Annotated in this window: 15 protein-coding genes; all 15 read left to right on the plus strand. The window is 71.3% G+C overall.

Annotated elements, in window-relative coordinates; all coding sequences use genetic code 11:
• Positions 1-77 precede the first annotated feature (77 nt).
• The 15 genes from FA582_RS03470 (at position 78) to atpA (ending at position 14,561) form a co-directional block, all read left to right on the plus strand.
• Positions 78-1,055: a homoserine dehydrogenase gene (locus tag FA582_RS03470; RefSeq protein WP_147899733.1), complete on the plus strand. Its 978-nt coding sequence runs from the start codon at positions 78-80 to the stop codon at positions 1,053-1,055.
• A gap of 249 nt (positions 1,056-1,304) precedes the next feature.
• Positions 1,305-3,245 (plus strand): transcription termination factor Rho, encoded by a 1,941-nt coding sequence (gene rho / locus FA582_RS03475; protein ID WP_010149172.1) that lies wholly within the window; start codon positions 1,305-1,307, stop codon positions 3,243-3,245.
• A 110-nt stretch (positions 3,246-3,355) separates the two neighbouring features.
• Positions 3,356-3,571, plus strand: coding sequence for a 50S ribosomal protein L31 (gene rpmE / locus FA582_RS03480; protein WP_010149171.1), 216 nt, complete (start codon positions 3,356-3,358; stop codon positions 3,569-3,571).
• 97 nt (positions 3,572-3,668) lie between these two features.
• Positions 3,669-4,748, plus strand: coding sequence for a peptide chain release factor 1 (prfA, locus tag FA582_RS03485; protein WP_010149170.1), 1,080 nt, complete (start codon positions 3,669-3,671; stop codon positions 4,746-4,748).
• A 79-nt stretch (positions 4,749-4,827) separates the two neighbouring features.
• On the plus strand, positions 4,828-5,700 hold the full coding sequence (prmC, locus tag FA582_RS03490) for a peptide chain release factor N(5)-glutamine methyltransferase (protein WP_010149169.1): 873 nt from the start codon (positions 4,828-4,830) through the stop codon (positions 5,698-5,700).
• Positions 5,701-6,082: 382 nt separating this feature from the next.
• Positions 6,083-6,976: an L-threonylcarbamoyladenylate synthase gene (locus tag FA582_RS03495; protein WP_010149168.1), complete on the plus strand. Its 894-nt coding sequence runs from the start codon at positions 6,083-6,085 to the stop codon at positions 6,974-6,976.
• Positions 6,977-6,985: 9 nt separating this feature from the next.
• On the plus strand, positions 6,986-8,287 hold the full coding sequence (locus tag FA582_RS03500) for a serine hydroxymethyltransferase (RefSeq protein ID WP_010149167.1): 1,302 nt from the start codon (positions 6,986-6,988) through the stop codon (positions 8,285-8,287).
• 65 nt (positions 8,288-8,352) lie between these two features.
• Positions 8,353-9,459, plus strand: a complete 1,107-nt coding sequence (locus FA582_RS03505) for a glycosyltransferase family 4 protein (protein ID WP_010149166.1) — start codon at positions 8,353-8,355, stop codon at positions 9,457-9,459.
• A gap of 106 nt (positions 9,460-9,565) precedes the next feature.
• Entirely contained in the window at positions 9,566-10,000 is a 435-nt protein-coding gene (locus FA582_RS03510; protein ID WP_010149165.1) for a hypothetical protein, read from the plus strand.
• Entirely contained in the window at positions 9,997-10,260 is a 264-nt protein-coding gene (locus tag FA582_RS03515; RefSeq protein ID WP_010149164.1) for a hypothetical protein, read from the plus strand. The genes FA582_RS03510 and FA582_RS03515 overlap by 4 nt, the downstream gene beginning before the upstream one ends.
• Before the next feature lie 40 nt (positions 10,261-10,300).
• A complete protein-coding gene (gene atpB / locus FA582_RS03520) occupies positions 10,301-11,101 on the plus strand; it encodes a F0F1 ATP synthase subunit A (RefSeq protein WP_237707576.1) in 801 nt (266 codons plus the stop codon).
• Between the two features lie 67 nt (positions 11,102-11,168).
• The gene (locus FA582_RS03525) at positions 11,169-11,381 is read left to right on the plus strand and encodes an ATP synthase F0 subunit C (protein ID WP_010149162.1); all 213 of its coding nucleotides are present in this window, start codon (positions 11,169-11,171) and stop codon (positions 11,379-11,381) included.
• 58 nt (positions 11,382-11,439) lie between these two features.
• A complete protein-coding gene (locus FA582_RS03530; RefSeq protein WP_010149161.1) occupies positions 11,440-12,024 on the plus strand; it encodes a F0F1 ATP synthase subunit B in 585 nt (194 codons plus the stop codon).
• Complete coding sequence (locus FA582_RS03535) at positions 12,024-12,845, plus strand: F0F1 ATP synthase subunit delta (protein WP_010149160.1); 822 nt, start codon at positions 12,024-12,026, stop codon at positions 12,843-12,845. The genes FA582_RS03530 and FA582_RS03535 overlap by 1 nt, the downstream gene beginning before the upstream one ends.
• A gap of 69 nt (positions 12,846-12,914) precedes the next feature.
• The gene (gene atpA, locus FA582_RS03540; protein WP_010149159.1) at positions 12,915-14,561 is read left to right on the plus strand and encodes a F0F1 ATP synthase subunit alpha; all 1,647 of its coding nucleotides are present in this window, start codon (positions 12,915-12,917) and stop codon (positions 14,559-14,561) included.
• The last annotated feature ends 4 nt before the right edge of the window (positions 14,562-14,565 follow it).

The following is a 14,565-nucleotide window of genomic DNA, read 5'->3' on the forward strand; positions in this document are numbered from 1 at the left end:
ACGGCCGGGTCCGCCCACGCGGAGGTCCCGGCCAGCCTGCCCCCACCTCGCCCGTCCCCGTCAGACCGGAGCCCACCGTGACCGACACCCCTGCCCCGCGTCCGTTTCGCCTCGCCCTGCTGGGTGGAGGAACGGTCGGTGCGGCCGTCGCCCGCCGCCTCCTCCAGCACGGGGAGACGTATGCCGCCCTGCTGGGTCGCCCGCTCGTGCTCACCGGGGTCGCGGTCCGCGACGCCTCCCGGGTGCGCGACGGCATACCGGCCGAGCTGCTGACCACCGACGCCGCCGCGCTGGCCGCCGAGGCCGACGTGGTCGTCGAGGTCATGGGCGGTCTCGAGCCGGCCGGGACGCTCATCGAGGCCGCCCTGCGCCGGGGTGCGCAGGTGGTCACGGCCAACAAGCAGCTCATCGCGCGGCGCGGGGAGGAGCTGCACGCCGTGGCCCGGGAGCACGGGGGCGGCCTGCACTACGAGGCGGCGGTCATGGCGGCCGTGCCCGTGCTGAGCGTCGTGCGGGAGTCGCTCGCCGGTGATGAGATCACCGCGGTCCGCGGCATCGTCAACGGGTCCACCAACTACGTCCTCGACCTCGTCGCCCGCGAGGGGGTGGCCTTCTCCGACGCGGTGCGCCAGGCGGGGGAGCTCGGCTACCTCGAGGCAGACCCGACCGAGGACCTGGAGGGTCTGGACGCCGCAGCCAAGATCGCCATCCTGGCGCGGACGGCCTGGGGAGTGCCCGCCCCGCTGGGCGACGTGGAGGTCACCGGCATCTCCGGGCTCACCGACGAGGACTTCGCGGCCGCCGAGGGGCGGGGCGAGGTCGTCAAGCTCGTGGCGAGCGCCGAACGCGACGACCAGGGCGTGGTGCGCGCCGCCGTACTCCCGCTCAGCCTGCCCGCCGCGGACCCCCTCGCACAGGTCCGCGGGGGCACCAACGTCGTCGAGATCGACGCCGTCCTCGCTGGTCCGGTGCGTCTCACGGGTGCGGGAGCCGGCGGTGACCAGACCGCGTCGGCGGTGCTCGGCGACGTGGTGCGGGCGGCACGGGCCCGCTGAGGTGGCGGCGCGGTATGGTCCGCGCCCGGCTGCGTGTTATCGTGAAGGCGCTTCGTGACAAGGCCGAGCACATCGCTGATCGGCTCCGAAGCGCCTCCACGCACGGGCCGTCGGCTTCGCGACGTGTCCTCAACCGTAGGCCGCTGCACCGGTCGTCCCCGTGCTTGAGTCCGACCGCGGTGCCACTTGTGGTGCACCGCGACACCCTAGGCCCCGAACCGGTTTCGACCGAGGGGGAAGGAATCCCACGTGACTGAGATCACCGACGCCAGCGCGACCCGTACGGGCTCGCTGAGCACCCTCCGACTGGCCGAGCTCCAGGAGCTCGCGTCGGGCATGGGTATCGCCGTGAACAACAAGATGCGCAAGGCCGACCTGGTCTCCGCCATCCGGGAGCGTCGCGGGGGCGCTGCCAGCACCAACGGCTCCGTCGACCGTCAGGACGCCATCGAGGCCGCCCTCGACCGCGCCCAGGCCGAGCGCGAGGACACCGCGCCCAGCGGCCCGTCCCGCACGCGCCGCAGCCGGCGCGGCGGGTCCGCCGCCGGCGCACCGCGGGGCGAGCAGGAGCGCCAGGCCGACGCCGCCTCCACCGAGGGTGCGGACTCGCCGGACTCCCGCCCCGCGACGGGTGGCGAGCAGCGCCAGACGGAGCGTCGCGACGACCGTCGCGACGAGCGCCAGGACACCCGCCGTCAGGACGACAGCGGCGACGAGCGTCAGGACTCCGGCCGTCAGGGTCAGGACAACCGCCGCCAGGGTCAGGACGACCGCCGCCAGGACGACCGTCGTCAGGACGACCGCCGCCAGAGCGAGCGCGACGGGCAGCAGGGCGATCAGCAGCGCCGTGACGGCGACGGCTACGACGACGACGAGGGCGGCCGCCGCGGTCGTCGCCGCAACCGCAACCGCAACCGGGACCGCAAGCGCGGTCGTGGCACCCAGCCGGGTGCCGTGGGCGGTGGCCAGCCGCAGCAGCAGGAGGTCGAGAGCTACTCCGAGGAGGACGTCCTCGTCCCCGTCGGCGGCGTCGTCGACCTGCTCGACAGCTACGCCTTCATCCGCACCACCGGCTACCTGCCGGGGCCGACCGACGTCTACGTCCCCATGGGCATGGTCAAGAAGCACGGCCTGCGCAAGGGTGACGCGGTCACGGGTGCCATCAAGGCGCCGCAGGACGGCAGCGACGTCGGCCAGCACACCGTCTCCTCGACCGGAAACAAGCGCGACAAAGGCAAGTTCAGCGCCCTCGTGCGGCTGGACAGCATCAACGGCCAGGACCCGGACCAGGGCCGTCAGCGTCCGAACTTCTCCAACCTGACCCCGCTCTACCCCCAGCAGCGGCTGCGGCTGGAGACGGACCAGAAGAACCTCACCACCCGGGTCATCGATATGGTGACGCCGATCGGCAAGGGCCAGCGTGGCCTCATCGTCTCCCCGCCCAAGGCGGGCAAGACGATGGTCATGCAGTCCATCGCCAACGCGATCACCACCAACAACCCCGAGGTGCACCTGATGATCGTCCTCGTGGACGAGCGTCCGGAGGAGGTCACCGACTTCCAGCGCAGCGTCAAGGGCGAGGTCATCTCCTCGACCTTCGACCGCCCGGCGAGCGACCACACGATCGTCGCCGAGCTGGCCATCGAGCGGGCCAAGCGCCTCGTCGAGCTCGGTCAGGACGTCGTCGTCCTGCTGGACGGCATCACCCGCCTGGGCCGCGCCTACAACCTCGCGGCGCCCGCCTCGGGCCGCATCCTCTCCGGTGGTGTCGACTCGGCCGCGCTCTACCCGCCGAAGAAGTTCTTCGGTGCCGCGCGCAACATCGAGGACGGCGGATCCCTGACGATCCTCGCCACGGCGCTCGTGGAGACCGGGTCCAAGATGGACGAGGTCATCTTCGAGGAGTTCAAGGGCACCGGCAACATGGAGCTCAAGCTCTCCCGCCAGCTCGCCGACCGGCGCATCTTCCCGGCCGTCGACGTCAACGCCTCGAGCACCCGGCGTGAGGAGATCCTCATGTCCTCCGAGGAGCTCAAGATCATGTGGAAGCTGCGCCGCGTCCTCGCCGCCCTCGACCAGCAGCAGGGAATCGAACTGCTCATCGACCGGTTGAAGAAGACGAAGCACAACTACGAGTTCCTCACCCAGGTTCAGCAGACCAGCTCGGTCCGTCTGGACGACGAGGACTGAGCGGTGCATCACACCGGATCCCGTCGCGTAGACTGATCCGCCGGCCCACCGGTTCACGCCCGCGCTCCCGCACGGGCGACCCGGGGACACCACGCCACCCAAGGAGAATCATGCAGAAGGACATCCACCCGAACTACGTCGAGACCCAGGTCACCTGCACCTGTGGCGCGACGTTCACCACTCGGAGCACCGCTCCGTCGGGCAAGATCAGCGCCGACGTCTGCTCGCAGTGCCACCCCTTCTACACCGGCAAGCAGAAGATCCTGGACACCGGTGGGCGCGTCGCCCGCTTCCAGGAGCGCTACGGCAAGAAGGCCGCCAACTAAGACCCGCGCACCGCCGGTCCCGCGATCACTCGCGGGGCCGGCGTTCGCCGTTTCCGGACCCCCCAGCCCCGCTGGTGGTCCTCGTCAGGAGGTCACGGTGTTCGAGTCCGCCCTACCGCTGCTCGGTGAGCACGCCGACATCGAGCGGGAGCTCGCCGACCCCGCCGTCCACGGCGACCCGACCGCCCTCCGGCGGCTCAACAAGAGGTATGCCGCACTCGCCCCGACCGTGGCGGCATACCGGGCCTGGGAGTCGGCCTCGGGGGACCTGGAGGCGGCCCGTGAGCTCGCGGCCGAGGACCCCTCCTTCGCCGACGAGGTGCCCGCGCTGGAGCAGGCGGTGACGGCCGCGGCCGAGGCCCTGCGCCGCCAGCTCGTCCCGCGCGACCCCGACGACGACCGCGACGTCATCCTCGAGGTCAAGGCCGGAGAGGGCGGGGAGGAGTCGGCGCTGTTCGCCGGTGACCTCATGCGGATGTACCTCCGCTACGCCGAGCGCCGCGGGTGGCGGACGGCGATGCTCGACGCGACGCCCTCCGACCTCGGAGGCTACAAGGAGGCCCGGGTCTCCGTCAGCGCGAGCGGGACGCCCGGGCCGGGTGAGGCGCCGTGGGCCCGGCTGAAGTACGAGGGGGGCGTCCACCGGGTGCAGCGGGTGCCCGTCACCGAGAGCCAGGGGCGCGTGCATACCTCGGCGGCCGGCGTGCTCGTCATGCCCGACATCGAGGACCCGGCCGAGGTGCAGCTGGATGCCAACGACCTGAAGATCGACGTCTTCCGCTCCTCCGGGCCCGGCGGGCAGTCGGTCAACACGACCGACTCGGCGGTGCGCATCACCCACCTGCCGACCGGCCTGGTCGTCTCCTGCCAGAACGAGAAGAGCCAGCTCCAGAACAAGGAGTCGGCCCTGCGCGTCCTGCGCGCCCGGCTGCACCAGATCGCGGTCGAGGAGGCGGAGGAGGCGGCCAGCGCCCAGCGCCGCAGCCAGATCCGCACGGTCGACCGCAGCGAGCGGATCCGCACCTACAACTTCGGCGAGAACCGCATCGCCGACCACCGCACCGGCTTCAAGGCCTACAACCTCGACCAGGTGCTCGACGGCGACCTGGACCCGGTCGTGCAGTCCGCCGTCGAGGCGGACGAGGCGGCCCGGCTCGCCGCCGCGGGCGAGCAGTGACGCCATCACGGGGCACCGTGGTGGCTCCGGGTCGCCCTGACGACCCGCGCCCACCACGCCGCGCGAGCGGAGCAGCGCGGTGAGCGTCGACGAGCTCGTCCGGGCCGCGGCGGGCCGGCTGCGCCAGGCGGGGGTCGCCAGCCCGGAGGTGGACGCCGAGCTGCTGCTCGCCCACGCGCTGGGCCGCGAGGTGGGCGAGGTGCGGCGGGCGCGGGTCATGCGCGAGGACGTGGCGCCGGGCCCGCACGCCCGCTTCCTGCAGCTCGTGGTCCGGCGGGCCGAGCGGGTGCCGCTGCAGCACCTCACCGGGACGGCGCACTTCGCGGGGGTCAACCTGCAGGTCGGGCCCGGGGTCTTCGTGCCCCGACCGGAGACCGAGACCCTCGTGCAGCTGGCCCTGGAGGCGCTGGCGCCTCTCGGGGCGCCGACGGTGGTGGACCTCTGCACCGGCAGCGGGGCCATCGCGCTCGCCCTCGCCACGTCCCGTCGCGAGGCCCGGATCGGTGCGGTCGAGCTGTCCCCCGAGGCCCACGCGTATGCCGTGACCAATGTCGCGGCGACCGGGCTGACCGTCGACCTGCGGCTCGGCCCGGCGCAGGAGGCCTTCGCGGACTGGCTCGGGGAGGTCGACGTCGTGGTGAGCAACCCGCCGTACATCCCGCCCGACGCCGTTCCCGTCGACGCCGAGGTGCGTGACCACGACCCCGCGGTCGCGCTCTACGGCGGGGGAGCCGACGGGCTGGAGCTGCCGGGGCTGCTCGCGGCCCGCGCCTGGGCCCTCCTCCGCCCCGGCGGCCGGCTGCTCATGGAGCACGCGGACGTGCAGTCCCAGGCCGTGTGCACCCTGCTCGAGGGTGCCGGCTGGGTCGACGTCGCCGACCACGAGGACCTCACCGGTCGCCCCCGGGTCGTCGCCGCCCGGCGCCCCGGGACGCACCACCGCGGCTCCTGAGGCGCTCGCCGCCCAGCAGGCCTCCTGAGGCGCTCACGCGTCACGCCTGCCGACGGCGCTCACTCACGCCCTGAAGAGCGGGGCCCAGAACAGCCACGAGCCCCGGCACAGGTGTGCCGGGGCTCGTGCGTGGCGTCGTGAGGGATGCCCTTGGGGGCACCCCTCGACGTCAGGTGAGGTCTGAGATCAAAAGATGTAGATCAGCAGGGCGATGATGAGCAGAACGCCGACGATGGTCCAGATCAGGCCGCTACCGCGCATTCGGGTCACTCTCCTTGAATCGAGGCAGGCGCGAGAGATGCGCCCGCCATGGGGAACGCCTCAGGAAACTGTGTTTCGGTCCCAGATGCAACTCGAAGCGTCCCCTGCTGCTCGTGGGAGGATGAGCGTCATCGACCCGGACCACGACGACGGAGGCACGATGTCCGGCACCACGCCGCTGCAGGATCGACTGGTGGACTGCGTCGACGACGCGGCACGCGAGGCCTCCCTCGCCAGGGCGGCCGAGGTCGTCCGGGAGGGCAAGGTCGTCGTCCTGCCGACCGACACCGTCTACGGCGTCGGGGCCGACGCCTTCGACGTGGTCGCGGTGGCCATGGTGCTCGCCGCCAAGCACCGCGGACGCGAGATGCCGCCGCCGGTCCTCGTGCCCAACCCCCGCACGGTCGACGGGTTGGCGACCGACGTGCCGATGTATGCCCGCATCCTCATGCGTCAGTTCTGGCCCGGCCCGCTCACCCTCGTCGTGCGGGTCCAGCCCTCGCTGCAGTGGGACCTGGGTGAGACCAACGGCACGGTGGCCCTGCGGATGCCGGACGACGAGATCGCCCTGGAGCTGCTCGCCGAGGTCGGCCCCATGGCGGTGACCAGCGCCAACGTCACCGGTCACCCGGCGGCGACGACGGCCCAGGAGGCGCTGGACCAGCTCGGGGGAGCGGTCGCGGCATACCTCGACGGCGGTCCGCGGACCGGGGGAGCGCCCTCGACCATCCTCGACTGCACCGGCGAGGAGCCGGTGGTGCTGCGCCTGGGCGCGTTGAGCGCCGAGGAGATCCGGGCCGTGCTGGGGACCACGGTCCTGCACGACTCCCCGCCGGCCGCGCAGGAGGGTGCCGAGGACGCGCCCGACGCGGTGGAGGAACCGACCGAGGACACCGGGCGCGGCGACCTGGCCGACCTCGTCGGGTCGGTGGCGCCGAGCGGTGTCCTGGCCCCCGCCGACTCGCTCCGGACGGTGGCCGCGCCTCGCTCCTCCGGTGCCACCACCACCCCCTAGAGTGAGCGTATGACGACGCGCGTGACCCCGGACTCCTACTACGGGCCCTCCTTCGGGTCCCTGCTCGAGCAGGATCCCCAGGTGGCCGAGCTCCTGGTCTCCGAGCTGGACCGCCAGCGGGCCGGCATCCAGCTCATCGCCAGCGAGAACCAGACGAGCCCGGCCGTGCTCGCGGCCCTGGGGTCGACGCTGTCCAACAAGTACGCCGAGGGTTACCCCGACGCGCGCTACTACGGCGGATGCTCCGAGGTCGACAAGGTCGAGAAGCTCGCGATCGAGCGGGCCACGGCGCTCTTCGGGGCCGACCACGCCAACGTCCAGCCGCACTCGGGTGCCAGCGCCAACCAGGCGGTCTACGGCGCCTTCGCCTCCCCGGGTGACACCATCCTGGCGATGTCCCTGGACCACGGAGGCCACCTCACCCACGGCTTCAAGGTGAGCTTCTCCGGCAAGTGGTTCAACGCCGTCCACTACGGCGTCTCGGCGGAGACCGAGGACATCGACTACGACCAGGTCGAGGCGCTCGCCAAGGAGCATCGCCCCAAGATCATCCTGGCCGGTGGCTCGGCCATCCCGCGCCTCATCGACTTCGAGCGCTTCCGGGCGATCGCCGACGAGGTGGGCGCGATCTTCTGGGTGGACGCCGCGCACTTCATCGGGCTCGTGGCCGGCAAGGTCATCCCCTCGCCCGTGCCGCACGCCGACGTCGTCTCCTTCACCACCCACAAGGTGTTGCGCGGCCCCCGCGGCGGCGCGATCGTCTGCCGGGAGGAGCACGCCAAGAAGATCGACCGCGCGGTCTTCCCGATGATGCAGGGCGGCCCGCTCATGCACGGTGTGGCGGGCAAGGCGGTCAACTTCGCCGAGTGCGCGACCCCGGCCTACCAGGCCTACGCCCAGCAGGTCCTCGACAACGCAGCGGCGCTCGCGGGCGCGCTGGGCGAACGCGAGATCCGGCCCATCACCGGCGGCACCGACACCCACCTGTCGCTGCACGACCTGCGGGGCGTCGGCGTGACCGGTGTCGACGCCGAGGCGCGCTGCGACGCCGCCGGGATCGTCCTCAACAAGAACGCCATCCCCTTCGACCCCGAGAAGCCCAATGTCGCCTCCGGCATCCGGGTCGGCAGCCCGTCGGTGACGACCCAGGGCATGGGCACCGAGCAGATGGCGGTCGTCGCCGACCTCATCCACCGTGCCGTCACCCAGACCGACGGCAGCCCCGAGCACCCGGTGGCCCGCGAGATCCGGGCCGAGGTCGGCGAGCTGCTGACCTCCTACCCCGCCTACCCCGAGCCCTCGGCCGGCTGACGGACGGCACAGCCTGGCCGGCGGCATACCTCACCGGCACCGACCGCCGGGAGGGGTGAGAACCAGTGCGTGAGTTCCTCATGGTGCTGCTGACGGCAGCGATCGTGACCTATCTCGCCACGCCGCTGGTGCGTCGGTTCGCGCTGCGGGTGGGCGCGATCACCGCGGTGCGGGACCGTGACGTGCACTCCGTGCCGATCCCGCGCCTGGGCGGGGTCGCGATGCTCGCGGGCTTCGCCGCGGCGGTCCTCGTGGGCTCCCAGCTGCCCTACCACGGCCAGCTCTTCGAGGCCGCGCCCCGGCTGTTCGGGGTGCTGGCCGCCGCCGTGCTCATCACCGCGCTCGGTGCGGTCGACGACGTGCGCGACCTCGACTGGATGACCAAGCTCGCCGGGCAGATCCTGGCCGGCGGCATCATGGCGTTCTACGGCGTGCGGCTGCTCTCGCTGCCGATCGCCGGCCGGACCTATCTGCCCGAGGCGGTGATGGTCACGCTCACGGTGCTCGTCGTCGTCATCTCCACCAATGCCGTCAACTTCATCGACGGGCTCGACGGCCTGGCCGCTGGTGTCGTCCTCATCGCGGCCGGGGCCTTCTTCAGTTGGACCTACCTCGTCAGCCGCGACTTCGACCCACCCAACGTCTTCTCCGAGGCCACCTTCCTCAGCGCCGCCATCATCGGGATCTGTCTGGGCTTCCTGCCGCACAACTTCCATCCCGCGCGGTTGTTCATGGGTGATGCCGGTGCGCTCCTGCTCGGTCTCCTGCTCGCGGCCGCCACGATCTCGATGACCGGGTCGGTGGATCCGAGCTCCTCGGTCGCGAGCGTCTCGGCCGCCACCGCGCTGCTCCTCCCGGTCGTCATCCCGCTGGCGATCCTCGCCCTGCCGTTCCTGGACATGGTGCTGGCCGTCCTGCGCCGGACCCGGGCCGGGCAGCTGCCGTGGAAGCCCGACCGCGGCCACCTGCACCACCGGTTGCTGGACATCGGGCACAGCCACCGTCGCGCGGTGATCCTGCTCTACCTCTGGTCCCTGCTCATCGCGGCGGGGAGCGTGTCCTTCGCCTACCTGCCGGTCTGGGCGTCCGTGGCGGGCATCGCCGGGCTGCTGGCGCTCGCCGTCGTCCTCACGCTGCGCGCCGAGCCCGCACCGGCCGGGCGCGGCGGCTAGCGCGATGACCTGCAGATTCGCCGCCCACACAGCGCTTGTGATAGTTTTCACAAGCGCGACGCCCTGAGCTGCCGACCACCACACCCCGGGACGAGAACGAGCGAGTATGCCTGAGAGAGCCACGACCGAGGACGTCGTGACCCGCATGCTGCGCCGGGCCCCCGTGGTCACCCTCGTCGCCCTCCTGGCCGCCGCCGTGACGGTCGCTCTCCTCTCCTCCTGGACCCGGGCCGGCTCCGTCGCGCTCGCCGGGGGAGTCGTCGTGGGCGCGCTCTCGGCCGGCCTCGGCGCCGTCCGCTGGCTGCTCGGCCAGCACCTCGCCGCCGTGATGCCCGGGGCCTTCATGATCCTGCTGACCGTCGTCGTGCTGCTCGCGGCGGTGGCGCTCGTGCTGCGCGACCAGCCCTGGCTGGACCGCCCCGCCTTCGCCCTCTCGGCGCTGGCGACGGCGGTGCTCTACCAGGTGGTCCTCGTGCAGGCCTACCTCACCGGTCGACACCTTGTCGTGGAGTCCACGCTGCCGGGAGGTGAGTCCCGATGAGGTACAGCCTGTTCGGCAGCACCCCCCGGCGCGACGACGGGTTGCCCCCGCGCGACGACGTCGCGGAGGGCGGTCAGCCGCCGGAGACCTCGATGGGCACCAGCGTCATCTCCTACCTCCTCGCCGGACCCATCCTCTTCGGTGGGATCGCCCTGCTCATCGGGCGCGCGGTCGGCCAGGAATGGCTCGCCGCCATCGGCATCCTGGGCGGCATGGCACTGTCCATCTACATCATCTGGGTCAGGTACGGTACGCAGTGACCGCCGTGCCAGCCCCCGATCACGTTGCGAAGGAGTTCGCGTGACCAGTGTGACCCTGGGACGACCACTCGTCCTCGAGGGTGAGTCGGAGTTCCACGCCCCCTCCCCGGCCGACTTCTGGCAGCCGTACTTCGGCCCGGAGGGGTGGGAGATCACCCGCCCGATGTTCGTGATGACCCTGGTCGCCATGGGTCTCATCGCGCTGCTGACGCTCGGCACCCGCAACCTCAAGCTGGTCCCCGGCAACGGTCAGTTCCTGCTCGAGTCGGTCTACGGCTTCGTGCGCAACGACATCGCGCGTGACCTCATCGGCTCCAAGCACTACGCCAAGTACGTCCCGTTCCTGCTGGCGATCTTCCTCTTCGTCCTCGGCAACAACATCATGGGCATCACGCCGGGCGTCATGCTCGCGCCCACCGCCGTCATCGGTGTGCCGATCGCCCTCACCGCGGTGGTCTACGTCGTCTACCACGTCGCCGGTTTCCGCCAGCAGGGCTTCATCGGCTACTTCCGCCACATGGTCCCCGACGGCGTGCCGAAGGTCATCATGCCGGTGGTGCTGCTGCTGGAGATCTTCAGCTACTTCGTCACCCGGCCGCTGACGCTGGCCCTGCGACTCTTCGGCAACATGTTCGCCGGACACATGATCCTCACCCTCTTCGTCCTGGGAGGCTGGTTCCTCGTCCAGCAGGGGCCGCTGCTGGCCCTGGCCGGCGCGGGATCCTTCCTCATGGCCTTCCTCATGACGTTCTTCGAGCTGCTGATCCAGGTCGTCCAGGCCTACGTCTTCACGCTGCTCGCGGCCTCCTACATCGGCGACGGACTCGCCGACGGCCACTGACCGATCTGACCGACCGACCGTACGAACCACCGGCTCCGGCCGGGACACCACACAAGAAAGAGACACCATGGAAGCCCTTGCTCCCGCCATCGCGCTCGTTGGCTACGGCCTGTCCACCATCGGCCCCGCCATCGGCGTCGGCCTGATCTTCGCGGCCTACCTCAACGGTGTGGCCCGTCAGCCCGAGGCCCGCGGCGCCCTGACGCCGTTCACCATCCTCGGCTTCGCCGTCGCCGAGGCCCTGGCCATCCTGGGCTTCGTGCTCTTCTTCCTCGTCTGAGGGATCCGAGCCGCCCCGTCGGGTCCTGAGCCCGCTCATTGTTGTTGAAGGAGACACCGTGTCGCTACAGACGCTGGTCGTGATGGCCGCGGAGGAGACCGAGGAGCGATCCCCGATCCTGCCGCACACGCCGGAGCTGGTCTGGGGCCTGCTCATGTTCGCCGTGATCTTCCTCGTCGTGTGGAAGGTCGCCTGGCCCCGACTCGAGGGCGTCGTCGCTGCGCGTCAGGACGCCATCGAAGGCGGGATCGAGCGGGCCGAGAAGGCCGAGGCCGAGGCCGCCGCGGCCAAGAAGAAGTACGAGGACCAGCTCGGCGAGGCCCGGGCCGAAGCTGCCCAGGTCCGTGAGCGGGCCAAGGAGCAGGGCGCCCAGATCATCGCCGAGATGCGCGAGCAGGCGCAGGTCGAGGCCAACCGCATCACCGAGACCGCGCACAAGCAGGTCGAGGCCGAGCGTCAGCAGGCCTACGTCCAGCTGCGCGGCGAGGTCGGCGCCATCTCCACCGCGCTCGCCAGCAAGATCGTCGGCGAGTCGCTGGAGGACGAGGCGCGTCAGCGGGGCATCGTCGACCGCTTCCTGACAGACCTGGAGTCCGGCGCCATCACCCCCGAGCGCCTCGGCTCCCGCGGCGAGGGTCGCTGATGGACAGCGCCTACCGCCGGTCCTACCACGAGGCCCGTCAAGGACTGGAGCAGGTGCTCCAGCACGAGGGCGGGTCGGTCGACCCGGGTCGTGTCGGCGAGGAGCTGTGGGCCGTGGCCCGGCTCATCGATGGCAACAAGGTGCTCGCCCGCACCCTGGCCGACCCCTCGCGTGAGGGTGCCGACCGGGCGGCGCTGGCGCAGCGGCTGCTGGCCGGCAAGGTCGGCGACGGGGCGCTCCACGCCGTCAAGGCCGTGGTGGCCCAGCGGTGGGCCGGGACCGGCGGTGTCACCACCGCCCTGGAGCGGCTCTCCGTCGAGGCCCACCTCGTCCACGCCCACCGGCACGACCGGCTGGCGCAGGTCGAGGACGAGCTGTTCCGCTTCGCCCGGATCGTCGAGAGCACGCCTGACCTGCAGGCCGCCCTGGCGGACCGGCGGGCGCCGGCCACGGCCAAGCGCGCCCTCGTCGAGCGGCTGCTCTCGGTGAAGTCCGCCCCCGAGACGGTCAGCCTGGCCAGCCAGGCGGCGGTCGGGATCCGCGGCACCCGCGTCGAGCGCACGCTCGCGGCATACCTCGAGCAGGCTGCCGACGTCCAGGACCAGGTGACCGCGGTCGTCACCACCGCGGTCGCCCTCTCCGCCCAGCAGGAGGACGCCCTGCGCGCCACCCTGAGCAGGCAGTACGGCCGCACCGTGCACACCAATGTCGTCGTCGACCCGCAGGTCGTCGGTGGCATCAAGGTGGAGATCGGCGACGAGGTCATCGACGGCACCGTCAGCCACCGACTGGACCAGGCTGCCCGCCTCATGGCCAGCTGAACGAGAACCACCACCTACCCCACAGCACCGGCCCACCCACAAGCCCGGGCCACGACGAGGAGAAGACACATGACGGAGCTTTCGATCCGTCCGGAGGAGATCCGGGACGCGCTGGACCAGTTCGTCCAGTCCTACGAGCCGGGCACGGCCTCTCGCGAAGAGGTCGGCCGCGTGGTCGACGCCGGTGACGGCATCGCCCACGTCGAGGGCCTACCCTCGGTGATGACCAACGAGCTGCTCGAGTTCGCCGACGGCACGCTGGGCCTGGCCCTGAACCTCGACGTCCACGAGGTCGGCGTCATCGTCCTGGGTGACTTCTCCGGTCTGGAGGAGGGCCAGGAGGTCCGCCGCACCGGCGAGGTCCTGTCCGTCCCCGTCGGCGACGGCTACCTCGGTCGCGTCGTCAACCCGCTCGGCCGGCCCATCGACGGCCTCGGCGACATCGAGACCGACGGCCGCCGCGCGCTGGAGCTCCAGGCTCCCGGCGTCATGGCCCGCAAGTCGGTGCACGAGCCGCTGCAGACCGGCATCAAGGCCATCGACTCGATGATCCCGATCGGCCGCGGCCAGCGTCAGCTCATCATCGGCGACCGCCAGACCGGCAAGACGACGGTGGCCATCGACACGATCCTCAACCAGAAGGCCAACTGGGAGTCCGGTGACCCGGACAAGCAGGTGCGCTGCATCTACGTCGCGATCGGCCAGAAGGGCTCCACCATCGCCTCCGTCCGGGGCACCCTGGAGGAGAACGGCGCGCTCGACTACACCACGATCGTCGCCGCTCCCGCCTCCGACGCCGCCGGGTTCAAGTACCTCGCGCCCTACACCGGCTCGGCCATCGGCCAGCACTGGATGTACCAGGGCAAGCACGTCCTCATCGTCTTCGACGACCTGTCCAAGCAGGCCGAGGCCTACCGCGCCGTGTCGCTGCTGCTGCGCCGCCCGCCGGGCCGTGAGGCCTACCCCGGTGACGTCTTCTACCTGCACTCGCGGCTGCTGGAGCGTTGCGCCAAGCTCTCCGACGAGATGGGCGCCGGGTCGATGACCGGGCTGCCGATCATCGAGACCAAGGCGGGTGACGTCTCGGCCTACATCCCGACCAACGTCATCTCCATCACCGACGGCCAGATCTACCTCCAGGCCGACCTCTTCAACTCCAACGTCCGCCCGGCGATCGACGTGGGTGTCTCGGTCTCCCGCGTCGGTGGTGCCGCGCAGATCAAGGCGATGAAGTCGGTCTCCGGCCGCCTCAAGGTCGACCTCGCGCAGTTCCGCGAGATGGAGGCCTTCGCGATGTTCGCCTCCGACCTCGACGACGCGTCCAAGGCCCAGCTGGCCCGCGGTGCGCGCATGGTCGAGATCCTCAAGCAGCCGCAGTCCTCCCCGGTCGCGGTCGAGGAGCAGGTGGCGATCATCTGGGCCGGCACCAACGGTCACATCGACCAGGTCCCCGTCACCGACGTGCGCCGCTTCGAGTCCGAGTGGGTGGAGTTCCTGCGTCGCGACCACGACGGTCTGCTCGCCGGGATCCGCGAGAGCGGCAAGCTCGGCGACGACACCGAGGCCGCCCTCGGTGACGCCATGAGCACCTTCCAGTCCGAGTTCACCCCCGACGACAGCGCCGAGGTCGGCGTCGGCTCCGCCGAGGACGACCCGGTCGAGGCGATGGGCGATGACGAGGTCGACCAGGAGCAGCTGACCGTCCAGCGCAACTGAGCGC

This window comes from Serinicoccus profundi, assembly GCF_008001015.1.
GTDB classification, from domain to species: Bacteria; Actinomycetota; Actinomycetes; order Actinomycetales; family Dermatophilaceae; genus Ornithinicoccus; species Ornithinicoccus profundi.